This is a genomic window from Paracoccus kondratievae (assembly GCF_009301415.1).
In the GTDB taxonomy this organism is placed as follows: domain Bacteria; phylum Pseudomonadota; class Alphaproteobacteria; order Rhodobacterales; family Rhodobacteraceae; genus Paracoccus; species Paracoccus kondratievae.
Genome location: NZ_CP045073.1, coordinates 793,741 through 810,375, shown reverse-complemented (window position 1 = coordinate 810,375; position 16,635 = coordinate 793,741). Strand labels below are relative to the sequence as shown.

Below are 16,635 nucleotides of genomic sequence, written 5' to 3'. Positions count from 1 at the left end.
CCGTGGGTGCAGCCTTGGGGGCACCGCCACGACGAAGGCACCGCTCGCCATGCCGGTCAATGTCTCCACCGGCCGTCCTTATTCGGGGATCAATGTCCTGATCCTCTGGGGTGCGGTCATCGAGCATGGTTTCCCCGGCCAGGGCTGGCTAACTTTCCGCCAGGCGCTGTCGCTTGGCGGCAATGTCCGCAAGGGCGAACGCGGCACCACCGTTGTCTATGCCGACCGCTTCACCCCGGAAGACGAGAAGCGCCGCGCCCGCGAGACCGGTGAAGAACCGGGACGCATCCCGTTCCTGAAAAGGTTCACCGTGTTCAACGCCGCCCAATGCGACGGTCTGCCCACAGAAATCGCCACCGTTGCACCGCCAACGCCGCCCGGCCTGATCGAACCGCGCGTCGAGGCGCTCATCAAAGCGACGGGGATCGACTTCCGCATCGGCGGCAACCGCGCCTTCTATATGCCGTCGCAGGATTTCGTGATGGTCCCGCCTCCGTAAGCCTATCCCGAGCCGATCAACTGGCACAGGACGGCTCTGCACGAGCTTGGCCATGCCAGCGGCCATTCCTCGCGCCTCGCCCGCGATTTCTCCGGCTCTTTCGGCACGAAGAAATACGCATTCGAGGAACTCGTGGCCCAGATAAATGCCGCGTTTTGCTGCGCCTCGCTTGGGATCGTGCCGACCGTCCGCCACGCCGATTACATCGGTTCATGGCTGGAAGTGCTGCGCGAGGACAACCGCGCCATCGTGCGCGCCGCTTCGCAGGCCAGCAAGACCGCCGACTGGATTCTGCCCTTCCTCCCTGAAGACGGCGAGCCGGACATAGACGCGACCTCGATCGACAGGAGGGCGGCATGATCCTGTTGACCGACGAATTGCGCGAGCAACTCCTGGCCAATGGCCGGAACCGCGACGTTGACCATGTGCCGGTGGTCAAGTTCTTCAACCCGTTCGGCGAAGGCGTCTGGCTCGCCACTGAACTGGACCCGGGCGGCGACATCATGTTTGGACTGGCCGACATCGGCTATCCCGAACTCGGAAGCTGGAGCTTGTCAGAAATGCAGGCAATCCGCCTGCCGTTCGGCATGGGGATCGAGCGCGACCTTCTGTCCGCTACCAGCCTGCCGGTTTCTGTCTGGGCCGAAGCAGCCCGTGAGGCGGGGAGCATCCGTGTCAATCGGCGTTGCATGGTGGCCCCTTATCGGCGTCCCAAAGGGACCCCTCTGGCGATGTGGTGAGCAGGCCCGTGGCGGCGTAGCTTTCCAGCTGGCGCAGCCGACGCGGGCCTGCGTTTCGGGGGTGTTCAGGCTCGTGTTTTGATGCGCCAGCTGTCGTTTCCGGTTTCGACGATGTCGCAATGGTGAGTGAGACGGTCGAGCAGCGCGGTGGTCATCTTCGCGTCTCCGAAGACGGTCGGCCACTCGCCGAATGCGAGGTTGGTGGTGACGATGACGGAAGTCTGCTCGTAGAGCTTGCTGACCAGATGGAACAGCAACTGGCCGCCGGATTGGGCGAATGGCAGGTAGCCGAGTTCATCGAGGATGACGAAGTCGAGTCGCATGAGATGTTCGGCCAGGCGGCCCGCCCGCCCTGCACGGACCTCGGCCTCCAGCCTGTTCACGAGATCCACAATATTGAAGAAGCGTCCCCGGGCGCCGTTGCGGATGACGGCTCGCGCGATCGCTACGGAGATATGGGTCTTGCCGGTCCCGGTGCCGCCGACCAGCACGACATTGCGCTGCTGGCCGAGGAATTCGCCGCTGGCCAGATCACGCACCAGCGTCTCGTTGATCGGGGTGTCATCGAAGGTGAACTCCTCGATCTCCCGGGCATAGGGCAGCTTGGCGGTGGTGATCTGGTATTTGACCGACCGCGCCTTCTTCTCGTTGATCTCGGCGGCCAGCAGTTCGCCCACGATCTGACGGGGTTCATGCTGGCGACGCACAGCCACCGCCATGAGTTCGTCGTAGGCGGCGGCGCGCATGCCATAGAGCTTCAACTCGCCCATCGCTGCCATGATCTCTGCACGATCCATCAGCCGGCCCTCCGCGAGCCGGGTCATAGCGGGCGCAGTCGGCCTTCGGTTCATGGGTCAGGCGCAGGGCCGGAGAGGTGAGCAGCAAGGGTGGCGGCTCCGGGTCGCGCCTGCGGGACAGGATGTTGAGGATCGAAGCCATCGGGCGCCATCGGTTCGAGCCCGATGGCTGAGGATCGGCGGAGTGGACGCCCTGCGAGAGCGCTTCGGCACAGGCCTTCTGCACGGCGGGAACCCCCTCTGTCAGCACGGCGCCAAGGATCTTCACCGTCTGGCGGTCGCCATCCGACGACCCCTGCAACTTGCGGCGGATCTGCTCGAGGGCGCCGGGCAGAACCCAGTCCTTGAACGGTGCGCCATTGCGCAGCGCCCCGGGTTTGCGAAGCAGGACAGGCACATAGTGCCAGGGATTGTAGATTGCCCGGCCCCGCCCGAAGTGACGGGGATGGTCCCCGACCAGCCGTTCGCAATGCCCCTCGAACCAATGGCGGGGCATGGCTCATCCATGCCGGATCTCGATCCGCTCCGCATAGGCCCGGATCTCGACCGGCCGCCCGACAGCCGTTGCCGCGACCGAGTATTTGTTGTTGTCGAACCGCACGAGGTAGGTCTTCGATACCGCCGAGAAGCCGTCGAAGCGCCCGGCATAAGGGACGAGGTGCGCGCGCTCTTCCTGGAAGACCTGCCAGACGGTCTTGTCCGTCAGTTCGGGATGCTTGCTGCTCCTGGCCGAGGCGATGCACTTGTCCAGCAGCCAGGCATTCAGTTCCTCGTAGCTCTTGACCCTGACCCGGGGTGAGAAGAACCGCTGGCGGACCGTGCCGACCTGGCTCTCCACCTGACCCTTCTCCCAGCCCGATGCCGGGGTGCAGGCGACGGGCTCAACCAGATAGTGGCTGGCCATCTGCAGGAACCGACGATTGCAGAGGCGCTCCTTGCCGGTGGAGATGGTCTCCACCGCCGTCTTCATATTGTCGTAGATCCCGCGGGTGCAGGTGCCCTTGAAGAAGGCGAAAGCCCGATCATGGGCATCGAACATCGAAGCCATCGCGGCGCCATCGGTTCGAGCCCGATGGCTGAGGCTCCTGCGTCTCGCGCGGATAGGCCCGCACGAAGAACATCCGGCTGTGGCACAGGCGAACATGCGCCACCTTGATCGTGGTGGTCGCCCCATCGATCAGGACAACCTCGTGGCTCCAGTCGAACTGATAGGCTTCGCCGGGGGCAAAACTCAGCGGCACGAAGGCGGACGAGGCACCGGAGCTTTGAGTGCGCGCCCCGAGACCGAGGCATAGCGGCGGACCGCATCATACCCGCCTTCATACCCGAGACCGCGCAGTTCCTCGTAGATCTGGATCAGTGTCAGGCGTTCCCGGCGCCCACGAGCCGCGTTGATCGCCAACAGCCGGCTCAGTTCCTCAAGCCAGGCGCCCAGTTTCGGGCGTGGCTGAACCGTCCGGGCGTAGGTGAACTCCGCTACCCCGGTGCGGATCACCTTGCGCACCGTTCGGCGTGGCCTCGGACCGATGGCGGCTCACGCCTCACTCTTCGACAGCTTCAGGTCGCGGCAGATCGTCTTGATCCCCTTGCCCTCGGTAAAATGCAGCCGCCTGATTTTTGCGATTGTCTCCACGATCAGCATCCCGCGCTCGGCCTCCGATAATCCTCGGAAGCACAATGGACCCAAACCCCGGTCGGTGGGGTCCATTTGGGACGCCGATCACACCAGAAGCGGGGGCCTTATTCCACGACGCTCAACAGTGTGTCCCTGATCATGCGAAGACCTTAAGCGACGGGCTCACCCGACACGGCCTTGGCAGTGCCGTCAGCCTTGGGCATACTCGCGGCAGTTTTCTTTACCCATTTCCCCGACGAGGCTTGTTTATGAACGCCCCCCTTCGCCAGACCGAGCGTCTCGGCCGTCTGACGACCGCGCTTGGCGCTGACACGCTGGCGCTTCTGCGCTTTGACGGCACGGACCATCTCAACGACCTGTTCGAATACCGCGTCGAGGCGCTGGCCACCCGCGATGATCTCGACTTCGACGCGCTGGTCGGCACCCATGCCACGGTCGAGATCGAGGGCCGTGAGGGCACCCAGCCCTTTGACGGCATCGTCACGCAGGCGCGATGGGCCGGGGTGGGCGAGAACGGTCACCGCTATGATCTGGTGCTGCGCCCGTGGTTCTGGCTGGCGGGGCGGCGGCGCAACCAGCGGATCTTTCACAACAGGACCGTGGTGCAGATCCTGCGCGAGCTGCTGTCGGACTATGCCCAGCTCGGCGATCCGGCGCTGGATGTGCAGCTGTCGCAGGACTATCCGGTGCTGGAATACACGGTGCAGTACCGCGAGAGCGACCTCGACTTCGCCCGCCGCCAGATGGAGCGGCACGGGATCAGCTTTCATTTCCGCCACGAGACGGGCAGCCATACGCTGGTGCTGACCGATGACGTTCTGGCGCATGAGACGATCGGCGCGCGGCCCTATAAAAGCTACGACGGCCACCACCAGGCCGAGGGTGAGCATTTCTGGGACTGGACGCCCGAGCGCAACATCACCACCGGGGCGATCCGGCTGACCGACTATAACTTCAAGCATCCTGACCAGGCGATGGAGGTCGACCGGCTGGGCGATGCCGCCCATGCGCAGGGCCAGATCGAGAGCTTCGATTATCCGGGCGATTACCTGGCGCAGGACGTGGGCAAGATCGTGGCGGGCCTGCGCACGTCGCAGGAACGTGGAGCGGACCGTCGCAACCGGGCGGTGGGCGATTGCCTGAGCCTGCGGTCTGGCAAGCGGGTGACGCTGTCGGGCGACCGGATCCCCGGCACGGACGAGAGCTACCTGTGCCTGTCAGCATCGCACCACTTCGTGTCTGAGGCCTATGGCTCGGGTGGTCAGGGCAGCGACGGCTATGCCTTTACGGGCAGCTACGTGCTGATGCCCGACACCGCGCCGATGGCGCCCCCGCGGCGCACGCAGGTCCCCGTGGTGCATGGCCCGCAGACGGCGATGGTGGTGGGCGAGGGCGAGATCGACTGCGACGAATACGGCCGCATCCTGGTGCGGTTTCACTGGGACCTTGATGCCGCGCATTCGATGCGCTGCCGGGTGTCGCAGAACTGGGCCGGAGCAGGCTGGGGCGGCATGGTCATCCCCCGCATCGGCATGGAGGTCGTCGTCGAATTCCTCGAGGGCGATCCGGACAAGCCAATCGTCACCGGGAATGTCTTCAATGGAAAGAACGACGTCCCCTACGAACTGCCCAAGCACAAGACGCGCAGCACATTCAGGACCAACACCCATGACGGTAAGGGCACCGGACGTGGGTTCAACGAACTACGATTTGAGGACGAAAAGGGCCGCGAAGAAGTCTTCATCCACGCGCAGCGCGACATGAACAGCAAGATTGAGCGTAACGCAACGACGCGTGTGAACCGCAATGCTGTTACGAGTATCGGTCACGATCAGTCATGTGAGGTTGGAAATACACTGCGGCAAATGATCGGAGGCGACATGCATCTGGGTGTGGGGCCGGGCAGGATCGGCTCCATCTCTCCGGCAGGTGCCGCCGGGAACACGCAGGGCATCGGCCCGCTGGCTGAGGCGATGGGGGATGTCGGCCGCGATCCTGGTATCGGCAACCTGATCCTGGCTGTCGAAGCCACAAAAACACAGATGATCGAGGGCGACCACAACGAGACCGTGGGGCGCAACAAGATGACCGATGTGCGCGGCAATTACACGCTGGATGCAGGGCGGCGCATCGAGATCACGGCTGGCGACAGCATCACCATCAAGGTCGGTGCCTCGCTGGTCACGCTGGATGACAGCGGCAACATCACCGTTAACGGCGCACGGATGGCAGTGACCATGGACAAGCTGTTCGAGGCCATGTCCGATCTCATCAAGCTGAACTGAGGATACCTGATGAACAGATGGTTCATTGCCATTCTGGGGATAGCGGCCGGATTTATTTTTGGGCTGGTATTTGCATTCTTTTTCGTGCCGCTCAGACTCGAATGGGTTCCTGCGGAACAGAGCGAGCTGACCGCTGCATTACCCGTCTTAAATCCTGAGGAAACTGTCATGGAACAGGCCGTATATGAACCTGACTGGCCGGCATTCGAAACCAGATGGGCCGAGGCCCCCGAGGCTATCCGTGAATTGGCGCGCGTGATTGCAAAAGGCGAGGTTCCACAGGGTTTGGATCAGTTCGACCCTGCGGTCCTGTCTGATGGTTATCATGCCCCCGCGCTGGATTTCACGCGCGACGGCCGGCCGGTCCCGTATCTTGCCACGCTGCTGCAAGAGGCGGTGATGGCCTACAATCTTGCAGCGGTGCAGGCGCTTCTGGCGCAAGGCGTCGATCCGAACGTGAACCACACGGAAGCCCTGTTTATGGCGATCGAGCGGCGTACGCCGACGGCGCCGGATTTCATGCTGTTTCCGGATTATGATGCCAGCCTGCCCATCGTGCAGGCCCTGCTCGATGCAGGCGCAAATCCCAATGTGCAGCAGTATGGGTTCCGTGATGTAACGCCGCTCAGCTTGAGTAACACAGTCACAAACCTCGGGGCGATGATTGCTCTGATCAACGCAGGGGCAGACCCTTGGATGAAACCGGACTTCATCAATGGAATGCCGGGTCGGAGTCTTATGGAATCCCTAGCATCTGGTGCTGGTCAGCTTGCCACAGCCGAGATATTGTTTCGAGTGCTACGTGCGACAAGGCTACCTTCAGGCCCTTCCAAGCAAACTGATTTCGTAATTTCGCTGCTTGAAAGGCGCGTTGATACATTCGCTACTGGTTCTGGCCCGGATTCGCGCCACACGGCGTGGCGGCTGGATCAGGTGCTGCAATTGGTTGGTAAATCCCTTGACCGGACCGCTGACACCGACCGCATCCGCGCCAAACTGAGCGCTTTCAGCTATCAGGCGGATGGCGGCTGGTATCTGGCCGAGGACGAACTCCATTCCCGTTACGATGCTCCGCTGTCTACCCCGGATCGCGGCGATCAGATCTGGGGGCCGTAATCATGCCGAACAATACTCCGGGCGTGATCACAGAGCCGGCCCGCATTCCCGGCAAAGCAGACTGGCAGCCCTGCCTGAACAAGGCAGCAATGCTGATCCTTGATATTTATGACTATGAAGATGCGGAACTGACGCCACGCCTGCGCCAGGAAAAGGCCCGTCTCTGGGAGCACTGGGAGCGCGGATGGGAAAAAGACCTGCGGAATGGTCTGTTCTGCAGGATGTATTATCCGAAGCTCTCTGCCGGGCTGACACCGCTGGATGTCTGCCCGCCCGCGCTGGTGTTTCGCGGCTCGGAAATGAATGATCAGGATCTCGATGAACTGGCTGTTCATATCGAGCTGAATTGCACCATCACTCCCACCGGGGTTGTGGATTGGTTCATGGATCAAACCGAGTTCAAGCCAATTATCCCGACGATCTCTCCGACAGGTCGATACCCTCCGACAGCTACGCGGACACAGTTACGCGCGGCGGGACTGCGTGAGCAACCGCTGATCCTGCCTTCAACGGGTAACGTGCCGATTGCACTGGGATTTCCCGGGGTCACCATTGGGACAGCGCATATCAACTGGACGGGCTCCGCCTCTCTGTTCTACGGCCAGAATGGCGATTGGCCGACCAATGTCTCACAAGCGCTTGGGGAAAGAACACCACAATACGAAGATACCATCAAGGTCGCGCAGGATGCTGCAGATGAAGCCATGCAGCAATGGAATGGCAGGCTGATGATCCTTGGTCATTCACTTGGCGGCGGCCTTGCCTCCTGCGCGGCGCTGGCGGCCAAGGCTTGGCAGCCAGATTTACAGATCAGAACGGACACCTTCAATGCCGCAGGGCTACATCGAAACACCGCAAGATGGGCGGGGCTGCCCCTTGAGAGCGCCGCCAGTGCGGGCATCCGCTCACGCCAGGTGGCCGGTGACGTTCTGACATCGCTTCAGACCCGCAAGCTCATCCCGCTGGTCTCGGATATCCTGCGGTGGGGCGGAGTCACGCTTCCTCCGGCCATTCCCACTTCGTCGCCAAGCCAAGGCGTTTCGCCGGGGGGAACGCCGGGCATGATGTTTACACATTGGGAAAGAGCGCCTGAATGGGGAAGGCTGCCCGTGCTGTTTCCGCTTGAAACGCAGGAGCTGGTCCAATCAGATTTTAAGCAGCTGTCGCTTATTGCCAGTGCTGCTGAAGACGCTCTGGATTTCAGCACGTTTGTCAGCAATTTTATCACCATGCTGTTTCAACAGCTGGGCGACAGTAACGGTCGCCTCCGCAGCTGGCACATGAAGGATTTCTATCAGGCATATGATGCGGCCCGGACCCAGGTGATCAGTGCAGGACCGGCCTTCACAAAAGCTGTAAGCACGGCACCACCGGTTCCGGACACCAAATATTTCAGCCTGGGAACGAGTGATTACCTGCGCAATCAGGTCGAGCCATTTTTCAACGGGCTGATGCACGACGCCATCGGGGTGACCCACATCATGAAAGCGGCGGTTGACTATCACATGTGGGATGCATGCGCCTATACGTTCGTTCTTGAGCGCTGAGTGTCGATGGCGCGGTGATCAACAGTGCTTCGGATTCCGGCTCTTCGACGATGTGAACCGCCCCGGGTTTACCGGAGAGTTTCTAGTTCAATGATTAGGCTGCTTTTTCGGCGGCGTTCAAGCTTGCGTAGAATTCCTCCTCTGCTTCGTTCGGCGTGACGTAACCGATGGCGCTGTGAAGTCGCGCATTGCTATACCAATCGACCCACCTCAGGGTTTCCCGCTCGACTTGGCCCACGGATTTCCAAGGACCGAGGAACTTGATAACCTCGGTCTTGAACAGTCCGATGATGCTTTCGGCCAGGGCATTGTCATAGGAATCCCCGACGCTATCTACCGAGGTGTCGATGCCCGCCTCGGCCAGCCGCTCGGTATATCGGATCGAGAGATATTGACTGCCCCGGTCGCTGTGATGGATCAGCTTGTCAGCCTCGGACGGCGCGCGCTGGCAGATGGCCTGGTTCAGGGCATCAAGGACGAAACCGGTGGTCATCGAGGTCGAGACGCGCCAGCCGACGATCTTGTGGGCGAATACGTCGATCACGAAGGCCACATAAACCATGCCCTGCCAGCTTGTGACGTAGGTGAAATCGCTGACCCACAGCTGGTTCGGCCTATCGGCGACGAAGACCCGGTTCACCTTGTCGTCCGGGCAGGGTTGGGCCGCATCGGGGTTGGTCGTGACGACCTTCTTGCCGCGCACAACGCCTTGCAATCCCATGACCTTCATCAGCCTCTCCACCGTGCAGCGGGCGATGTCGCGCCTTTCGCGGCGCAACTGGTGCCAAACCTTACGCGCGCCATATCGGCCTCTGCTACCATCGGGTATCTGCTTGATGGCAGTCATGTCCTTCCGGTCCTGCCTGGCCCGATCCGATGCTAGGGCGGGATCACGCTCCACAGCCTTGAAACTCTGTAGAACGTCGATGGTGCGATCCCCAGATCCCCTTTGATGTGCCGACCGTTTAAAGCATACCACAGATACCTTGTCATCTAGCGACGACAAGAAAACTGCCACACCCTCGGGCGCGGTTCTTTTTTGCCTTTCCGGTTGTGCCCTTATTGCTCCACGTTGCCAGATTTGCCCACAGGCGGCTCGCCACCCTTTGCTCTATGGGGCCGCGCCCGGTTTGCCGCCTGCAAGGCCGTTGCGTCCGTTCCCAAAGTCACTCCCCTGCGATCTGGACAAATCCGACAGGTCGGCTCATCAGCGAGAACTTCGTCAGCTACATCGAAGGCGGCGACGAGAGCATCAAATCTGCCGAGATGGCCGACAGTGTTGTCACGCCCGAGATCAAGATCAACGGTTACTTCATCTATCCCAGCCAGTTGTTCGCCAATGTTGCCGCCAGGGCCAACAGAGATAGTGCCGGTTTCTGAGACAGGGGCATAAGGTGGATCGACCGATGAGAAGGACGATTCAGCATGAAGACACGGAGACGGTTTTCGGCCGGCTCCTCAGCCCAGATCGCGCAGCAACCGCGAGACATGCGTCGGGCGCCAGGCGGTCCCCGTTTCGGTGGTCCAGCGCCTCTGGTTCAGCGCCGAAGCGATTTCGCGGAGGGTAGAGCCTCTTTCGCGCATCGGCAGCACGATGGGCAGCAGCGCATGGGTCGGAATATCCTTGAACATTTCATCGTCCTCGACCCTCAGTCCGCTCGACGACGCGGGTCGCAGGGTTGGCTCGCCTGCTGTTTCATCATGTCGAATGCGCGTTCTTGCTCGATCATCCGGGCGTGAATCTGCAACTCGCTTCTGCAGGCATAGGGTAGTCCGGCGACGCGCAACCGCAAGCCGGGATCGGCAAAGAACGGGGCATAGCCGAAGTCTTCGAACGGGATGCGGTCCAGCCGTGCCACCAGCAGTTCGGCGCCGTTCAGGCGGCAAAACGCCATTGCCGCCGACAGGGCCTGGAAGCCCCGGGCGCCGGCCAGGCCGTTGTCGCAGAACCGCTTGACCACCTGCTTCCCGTCTCCGATACAATTGTCCAGAAAGAACATGATATCGTGCCGTTGGGCCGTGAAGCTGCGTTCAGGATGCCCCCGATCCTCGGGACCGAGCCGCATGTAGATTACGAACCGGTTCATCACCTTTCCTTTCCACATCTGCCATGACCTGTGTTGAAAAACCCCTCGTGCAGGTTGGAAAATCGGCTGGGGCGCAGCGCATGCGCCCCATGATTTCAGAACCGCAGCGCCGTAGTCAGGAAAAAGCTGCGCCCGGCTTCGGGATAGCCCTCGACCAGCGAATAGTCGCGGTCGAAAAGGTTGCGCCCGCCGAACAGCACCTCGGCCCGGTCGCTGGCCGCCCAGGCGAAGTCCAGATTCTCCAACGCGAAGCCGCCCATGCGGGTATAAGCGATCGCCGCCGGATCCTCGGGCTGAATTGCGCTTTCCGACAGGCGCGAGCTCGACACCTGCACCGAGGGCGAGACCGTCAGCACCGGCGTCGCCTGCCAGTCCAGCCGCAGGAAGGCATTGTGGCGCGGCGTGTCGGTCGGCCGATAGTCGGCGCGCAGCGGGTCGGTGATCGAGCGGTGCAGCCAGGTATAATTCGCCACCAGCACCAGGTCGTCGGCCAGCTGCCAGTTCACTGCGACCTCAAAACCCTTGTAGACGCCATCGCCGACGTTGCGGTTCTGGGTGATCTGGTCGCCCTCTTCGTCCAACGCGCCGGTTGGGACCGAATGGATCATGTTATTGATCTTGCTGTAAAATAGCGCCGCGTTCACGGTCGCGGGGCCGATCTCGCCGCTATAGCCAGCTCGGCGTTCAGCGCACGTTCCGATTCCAGGTCCGGGTTCGGCACCGCCGTCCCGAAGCGGGTGCTGTAGCGGTCGAAGAGCGTCGGGAACCGGGTGCGCGAGGACAGGCTGGCGTGATATTCGCCCGAAGCGCCTGGCTGCCAGATCGCCGCCAGCTGCCAGTTCACCGCGTCCGAAGACCCCGTCGGCAGGCCGATGTCAGCCTCGGTCTGGTCGGCTTCCAGTACGCGGGCCTTGTCATAGCTGAGGCCCGCGACCACGCCCAAATTCTCGCGCGCCTGCCAGGTATCCTCCAGCGCGACGGACCAGGTTTCCTCGGTGCTGATCTCGGCCGGATCGGGACTGCCACCCAGGCCCGGACTCGAGAATTGGATCGATTCATGCTTGTCGCGGCGGAATTGCACGGCGCTGCGCAGAGTGTTTTCGCCGATGTCGGCCCCTCCCTCCAGGCTCAGGCCCCAGAAGCGGTCCTTGTAGCGGCTGTCGAAGGCGCGGCGCTCGGTCTGGGTGCTATGGGTGTAATCGTCCCAGGCCGAAAGCAGGTTGTCGAAGCGGTTGTAATAGGCCTTGGTCTTGACATAGCCGGCGCCGAGTTCGGTGTGCGAATAGAAGGCCAGGCTGTCGATGTCCCATTCCGGCCAGATCCAGTCGCGCTGCCGGCACTGGCCTTCGCGGGGCTCGGCGGTCAGGCTGCGGATCGGCAGGTCGACGTTATAGGGCGCGTTCTTCTGCCCGGTCTGGCGGGTATAGCTCAGCACTTATTCGTCACTCGCATTGGGTGTCCAGCCGGCTTTGAGGTTCAGCCGCGAATCCTCGCTGTCGGAATAGTCGCGCAGACCGGCGCCCTGCTGCGGGCGCGGCTGAAAATCGCGCGACAGATAGAAGCCGTCGCTGTCGCGCTTCAGATAGCTGCCTTGCAGCCAGAACTGCTCGCGCTTCATGCCCAGCGACAGATAGCCGCTGCGGCCCGAGATGTCGCCGCGATTGCCGGCCTCGACCCCCAGCCGGGCCTCGCCCTCGAAAGGTTCGGTGGGCTGGCGCGTGACCAGGTTGATGGCGCCGCCCATGCCGCCGGGACCGTTCAGCACCGAGACATAGCCCTTTTGCATCTGGATCTCGGCCAGGTCGGGGGTCAGGAAACGACCATAGTCCAGCCGGTTGTCGGCCGGCAGATAGACCCGGATGCTGTCGATCGACAGCGGCACCTGGAAGCGGTCGAAGCCGTGCACGAAGACCAGCCGCTCGTTGCGGCTGAGGCCGGTATTCCCGACCTCGACCCCCGGCACCACGGCCAGCGCATCGTCCAGCGTCAGCCGGTTCTGCCGCGCGATATCTTCAGCGGGAACGGTGCTGGCGGTGCCGCCCTGCGCATTGGCCTTGCCGGTCAACACCACCGTGCCCAGCGTGAAGACCGGGCTGGCCTGTTCGGTTTCTTGCGCTATGCCGGTCCCGGGCAGCAGCCCGGCCAAGGCCTTCGCCGCGCCACTGGGCGCTTGTCAGTGCCGTCCGTTATGTTTCATCATGTATAACGTCGCGGGAATCAGCGCCGAAGGGAATCACCATGGACATCCGCTATGTCTGCTCCGAGGAGGAGTTCAGGACCGACAGCGTGCTGAGCGCTGCGGCCGAACGCGCGACAGCGCTTGGCATCGCGTTGGCCGGCACCGTGCAGCCGGTCGATCCCAAGGTGCTGCGCGGCCATTGCGACATCGTGCTGGCGCTCCTGCCCGATGGCGAGCGGCGCAGCATTAGCGTCGACCTGCCGCCCGAGGTGCCCGGCTGCCGGCTGGACCCGAAGCGTTGGACGCCGCCCTTGCCATCGTCCAAAGCCGCCTGCCCGGCGCACAGGCGCTGGTGGTGAACAAGTTCGGCAAGCAGGAGGCGGCGGGCCGCGGCCTGGTCGGCGCCAACGGCGAGGCCTGCCGGTGCTGGTCGGTGTGGCGCCGCAATGGCGCGAGGCCTTCCTGGCCTTCGCCGAGGACAATGCCCAACCGCTGCCGTCCGAGACGGAGGCGATTGTCGCATGGCTGCAGCAGACCTGCCTTGCTAAGGTGGGCTGATCTGCGACCGCTTCGAAAGGGAACATCCCATGAAACTCAGCGCAAGAAACGTTCTGCCCGGTACCGTGACTGAGATTGTGACCGGCGCCGTGACCAGCCATGTCCGTATTGATCTGGGCGGCAGCGTGGTCACCGCCTCGATCACCAATGACGCGGCCAAGGAACTGGGACTCAAGGTCGGCGGCCGCGCCTCGGCCGTGATCAAGGCCTCGGACGTGATGGTCGGCGTGGATGAATGATGTCGGCGCAGACGCGCTGAGGCCGCATGAGCAGACCATCGGCACGCCGCAGGGCTTTGACGCCGGGCTGTGGTTCATCGGGCGCATCCGCACCCCCTGGACCTGGCGTGGCGACTGCCCGCATCGCGGCGATGCCGAAGCCGGCCCGCCGTGCCGGATCGAGCTGTTCGATCCCTGGGGGCCGGCGTTGACCGGCATCAAGGGCCAGGAGCACCTGCAGATCCTATATTGGATGGACCAGGCGCGGCGCGATCTGGTGCTGCAAAATCCCAAGTTCGGCGACCGCGCGACGGGCACCTTCGCGCTGCGCTCTCCGGTGCGGCCGAACCCGGTGGCCTCGTCGGTCGTCCGGCTGCTTGACGTGCAGGGGCCGGTGCTGACCGTGCGCGGGCTCGACTGTCTCGACGGCACCCCGCTCATCGACATCAAGGCAGCGTTCGGAGCCCGCGCATGATCCGCCTGACTCGCGGCGCATGGCCGGCCTGATCCTCGCGATGGTCGCTTCCGGTTCGGCGCTGGCGCTGGACGGGGCGCGTTTCACCGATGCGGCAGGGCGCACGGTCGCGGTCCCGGCCGTTGAAGCCGCAAGATTTGCCCTTCCTGTGCCCCGAGGCTGCCGACCTGCCGGCCCTCGGCCGCCTGACCGGCAGGGGCGACACGCTGAACCTCGAGGTGCTTCTGTCCACCCGGCCCGAGCTGATCGTCGATTACGGTACGGTGAATGCGACCTATGCCGATTTGGCGGCAAGGGTACAGGACCAGACCGGTGTGCCCTATGTACTGGTCGATGGCAGTTTCGCGCAAATGCCGCAGGCGATCCGACAGATGGCCGACGTGCTTGGCGTACCCGAACGTGGTGAGACGCTGGCCCGCTATGCTGAGACCACGCTCGCCGACCTTGACGCCATGCTGGCCGGCATTCCCGAAACGGCGCGGCCCCGGGTCTATCTGGCGCGCGGCCCCGAGGGCACCGAGACCGCCGGCCCCAACTCGATCAATGCTGAGGTCATTGCCCGCGTCGGTGCCATCAACGTCGCCCGGACCGACAGCGATGGTCTGGCGAACGTCTCGCCCGAACAGGTGCAGGCCTGGGCGCCCGATGTCATTATCGCCGTCGACCCGGATTTCGTCGCGAATGTCACCACGATGCCGGAATGGCAGGGCATTCCGGCGGTAGCGCAGGGCCGGGTCTATCTGGCGCCGGGGGCGCCCTTCGGCTTCATCGACACGCCGCCCTCGGTCAACCGGCTGGCCGGGGTGATCTGGCTGGCGCACAAGCTGTATCCCAAGGCCGCCAAGGGCGATCTGCACGGCCGGATCGCCGATTTCTACCAGCTTTTCTATGGGCCCCGACCCGATGCCGCCACTGTCTCGGTGTTGCTGGGTGACTGAGCGCAGCCTGCTGGCGCTGCTGCTGCCGGGGCTGGCGGCGATGCTGCTGGGCTTTGGCACCGGGCTCGCCACGGTGGGGCTGGTGCTGGCGCTGAGTCTCGCGCTGCGCGGCACGGGCCAGGTGCTGGTCATGGTGCTGTGCGGCATCGCCGTCGGCGCGCTGGCCGGGGCCGGCATCGCGCTGGTCAAGCTGTTGGCCGACCCCGAGCAGCAATTGCCCGCGATCACCTTCTGGCTGATGGGCAGCCTGACCGACATCAAGCGCCCAGACATCGCCGCCGCCCTGCCCGCCATGCTGCCACTTCTGGCGCTGCGCTGGCGCATCGGGCTCCTGGCCATGGGCGAGGACGAGGCTCGCGCCATGGGCGTTCCCGTCGGCCGGCTGCGGATTCTGGTCATCGCCTGTGCTACGCTGATGACCGCGGCCGCCGTCGCCACGGCCGGGGTGATCGGCTGGGTCGGGCTGATGGTGCCGCATATGGCGCGGCTCTTGACCGGGCCGCGCTTCGACCGGCTGCTGCCGACCTCTGTGCTGATCGGCGCGGCTTTCATGGTGCTGGTGGACACCGCCGCCCGCAGCATCGCCCAGATCGAGGTGCCGCTGGGCATCCTGACCGCCGTGCTGGGCGCGCCGATCTTCATCGGCCTGCTGGCGCGCGGCTCGCGGGGGTGGAGCGAATGACGCCGCTGCTGGCCGCTTGCGACCTGGCCGTAGGCCATGGCGACCGGGTGCTCATCAGGGGCGTGGATCTCCGGCTGGCGCCCGGAAAAGTGCTTTGCGTGCTGGGGCCGAACGGCGCCGGCAAGACGACGCTGTTTCGCACGCTCCTGGGACTGATCCCGGCGCTCTCGGGCCAGGTGCTGCTGGGCGCCGATCCGATTACCCGGCTGTCGCGCCGACAGATCGCGGCGCGGCTTGCGCATGTGCTGCAGGCACTGGCCAATCCCTTCGCTTTCACCGCGTTCGATATCGTGCTGATGGGCGCTGCCGCGCAGTTGGGCGCATTCGCCCGCCCCGGCAGGCCCGAGACCGCCCGCGCAATGGTCGCGATGCAGGATCTGGGCATCGCTGATCTGGCGGCGGCCGATCATACCCGGCTGTCAGGTGGGCAACGTCAGCTGGTGTTGATCGCCCGGGCGCTGGCGCAGGATGCGGCGGCGCTGGTCATGGATGAGCCGACCACCAGTCTCGATTTCGCCAACCGCCGCCATGTCGGTCAGGCGATTCGCCGCCTTGCCGAGACCGGGCGCGGGGTCATCCTGTCCAGCCACGATCCTGACCATGCCGTGGCGCTGGCCGACGAGGTGCTGTTGATGGGCCGCGAGGGGGTTGTCGCTTATGGCCCGACCGAGGGGACGATGACTGAGGCCAATCTGTCGCGACTCTATGGGGTCGGAATCAAGCGCCAGCTTTCCGCTTCCGGTCGGCTGCATTTCTACTGACTGTACGCCCCACTATCTACCGCTCGCTCAACCGCACGACTAGCATTGCAATTGCGTTTTTTCTGATCTCTGAATCAATAGGTTACCATGATTTAGATGAGGTCATGGATGTCAGGA

General features: G+C 63.5%; 17 protein-coding genes and 3 pseudogenes. 12 read left to right on the top strand and 8 right to left on the bottom strand.

Translation table 11 applies throughout. The features are described from left to right. The first annotated feature begins 49 nt into the window (after positions 1-49). The 3 genes from F8A10_RS22060 to F8A10_RS15275 are packed head-to-tail and all read left to right on the top strand — an operon-like array spanning position 50 to position 1,239. Positions 50-499, top strand: a complete 450-nt coding sequence (locus tag F8A10_RS22060) for an ArdC family protein (protein ID WP_454557387.1) — start codon at positions 50-52, stop codon at positions 497-499. A gap of 15 nt (positions 500-514) precedes the next feature. Next, a complete protein-coding gene (locus F8A10_RS22055) occupies positions 515-859 on the top strand; it encodes a zincin-like metallopeptidase domain-containing protein (protein WP_454557391.1) in 345 nt (114 codons plus the stop codon). Then, positions 856-1,239 carry a DUF2958 domain-containing protein gene (locus tag F8A10_RS15275; RefSeq protein ID WP_152367787.1) on the top strand — a complete coding sequence of 128 codons (384 nt, stop codon included), beginning with the start codon at positions 856-858 and terminating at the stop codon, positions 1,237-1,239. Before F8A10_RS22055 ends, F8A10_RS15275 begins: the two co-directional genes overlap by 4 nt. 65 nt (positions 1,240-1,304) lie before the next feature. Here F8A10_RS15275 and istB read toward each other — a convergent pair whose 3' ends face one another. Both istB and istA read right to left on the bottom strand, forming a co-directional pair. Continuing rightward, positions 1,305-2,036, bottom strand: a complete 732-nt coding sequence (gene istB / locus F8A10_RS15270; RefSeq protein WP_152367520.1) for an IS21-like element helper ATPase IstB — start codon at positions 2,034-2,036, stop codon at positions 1,305-1,307. Next, positions 1,930-3,678 (bottom strand): annotated as a pseudogene (istA, locus tag F8A10_RS15265) (IS21 family transposase). Before istA ends, istB begins: the two are co-directional and overlap by 107 nt. 242 nt (positions 3,679-3,920) lie before the next feature. Between istA and F8A10_RS15260 the strand changes: the two are divergent. The 3 genes from F8A10_RS15260 to F8A10_RS15250 are packed head-to-tail and all read left to right on the top strand — an operon-like array spanning position 3,921 to position 8,620. Continuing rightward, entirely contained in the window at positions 3,921-5,957 is a 2,037-nt protein-coding gene (locus F8A10_RS15260) for a type VI secretion system Vgr family protein (RefSeq protein ID WP_152367786.1), read from the top strand. Between the two features lie 9 nt (positions 5,958-5,966). Further along, positions 5,967-7,073: an ankyrin repeat domain-containing protein gene (locus F8A10_RS15255; RefSeq protein WP_152367785.1), complete on the top strand. Its 1,107-nt coding sequence runs from the start codon at positions 5,967-5,969 to the stop codon at positions 7,071-7,073. A gap of 2 nt (positions 7,074-7,075) precedes the next feature. Then, positions 7,076-8,620 (top strand): hypothetical protein, encoded by a 1,545-nt coding sequence (locus tag F8A10_RS15250; protein ID WP_152367784.1) that lies wholly within the window; start codon positions 7,076-7,078, stop codon positions 8,618-8,620. A 94-nt stretch (positions 8,621-8,714) separates the two neighbouring features. Here the strand turns inward: F8A10_RS15250 and F8A10_RS15245 are convergent. The 6 genes and pseudogenes from F8A10_RS15245 to F8A10_RS21495 form a co-directional block, all read right to left on the bottom strand. Then, positions 8,715-9,562 (bottom strand): annotated as a pseudogene (locus tag F8A10_RS15245) (IS3 family transposase); the annotation flags it as partial. Positions 9,563-10,078: 516 nt separating this feature from the next. Next, positions 10,079-10,252 (bottom strand): recombinase family protein, encoded by a 174-nt coding sequence (locus F8A10_RS21160; RefSeq protein WP_193668218.1) that lies wholly within the window; start codon positions 10,250-10,252, stop codon positions 10,079-10,081. 17 nt (positions 10,253-10,269) lie between these two features. Beyond that, complete coding sequence (locus F8A10_RS15235; protein ID WP_152367782.1) at positions 10,270-10,620, bottom strand: hypothetical protein; 351 nt, start codon at positions 10,618-10,620, stop codon at positions 10,270-10,272. 182 nt (positions 10,621-10,802) lie between these two features. Beyond that, positions 10,803-11,315, bottom strand: coding sequence for a TonB-dependent receptor domain-containing protein (locus tag F8A10_RS21765; RefSeq protein ID WP_264675559.1), 513 nt, complete (start codon positions 11,313-11,315; stop codon positions 10,803-10,805). Positions 11,316-11,347: 32 nt separating this feature from the next. Continuing rightward, entirely contained in the window at positions 11,348-12,142 is a 795-nt protein-coding gene (locus tag F8A10_RS21760; protein ID WP_264675558.1) for a TonB-dependent receptor domain-containing protein, read from the bottom strand. Next, positions 12,143-12,853 carry a TonB-dependent receptor plug domain-containing protein gene (locus F8A10_RS21495; RefSeq protein ID WP_227493446.1) on the bottom strand — a complete coding sequence of 237 codons (711 nt, stop codon included), beginning with the start codon at positions 12,851-12,853 and terminating at the stop codon, positions 12,143-12,145. It lies immediately after the preceding gene. Positions 12,854-12,945: 92 nt separating this feature from the next. On the opposite strand from F8A10_RS21495, the pseudogene F8A10_RS21930 reads away from it, so the two are divergent. The 6 genes and pseudogenes from F8A10_RS21930 (at position 12,946) to F8A10_RS15200 (ending at position 16,518) form a co-directional block, all read left to right on the top strand. Next, a pseudogene (locus F8A10_RS21930) lies at positions 12,946-13,444 on the top strand (DUF2478 domain-containing protein). Between the two features lie 29 nt (positions 13,445-13,473). Next, positions 13,474-13,683: a TOBE domain-containing protein gene (locus F8A10_RS15220; protein WP_152367781.1), complete on the top strand. Its 210-nt coding sequence runs from the start codon at positions 13,474-13,476 to the stop codon at positions 13,681-13,683. After that, positions 13,676-14,137: a tRNA (N6-threonylcarbamoyladenosine(37)-N6)-methyltransferase TrmO gene (tsaA, locus tag F8A10_RS15215; protein WP_152367780.1), complete on the top strand. Its 462-nt coding sequence runs from the start codon at positions 13,676-13,678 to the stop codon at positions 14,135-14,137. Before F8A10_RS15220 ends, tsaA begins: the two co-directional genes overlap by 8 nt. 122 nt (positions 14,138-14,259) lie before the next feature. Beyond that, the gene (locus F8A10_RS15210) at positions 14,260-15,075 is read left to right on the top strand and encodes an ABC transporter substrate-binding protein (RefSeq protein ID WP_227493445.1); all 816 of its coding nucleotides are present in this window, start codon (positions 14,260-14,262) and stop codon (positions 15,073-15,075) included. Further along, a complete protein-coding gene (locus F8A10_RS15205; protein ID WP_227493444.1) occupies positions 15,068-15,757 on the top strand; it encodes a FecCD family ABC transporter permease in 690 nt (229 codons plus the stop codon). The genes F8A10_RS15210 and F8A10_RS15205 overlap by 8 nt, the downstream gene beginning before the upstream one ends. Next, positions 15,754-16,518 carry an ABC transporter ATP-binding protein gene (locus F8A10_RS15200; protein WP_152367777.1) on the top strand — a complete coding sequence of 255 codons (765 nt, stop codon included), beginning with the start codon at positions 15,754-15,756 and terminating at the stop codon, positions 16,516-16,518. Before F8A10_RS15205 ends, F8A10_RS15200 begins: the two co-directional genes overlap by 4 nt. Positions 16,519-16,635 lie beyond the last annotated feature (117 nt).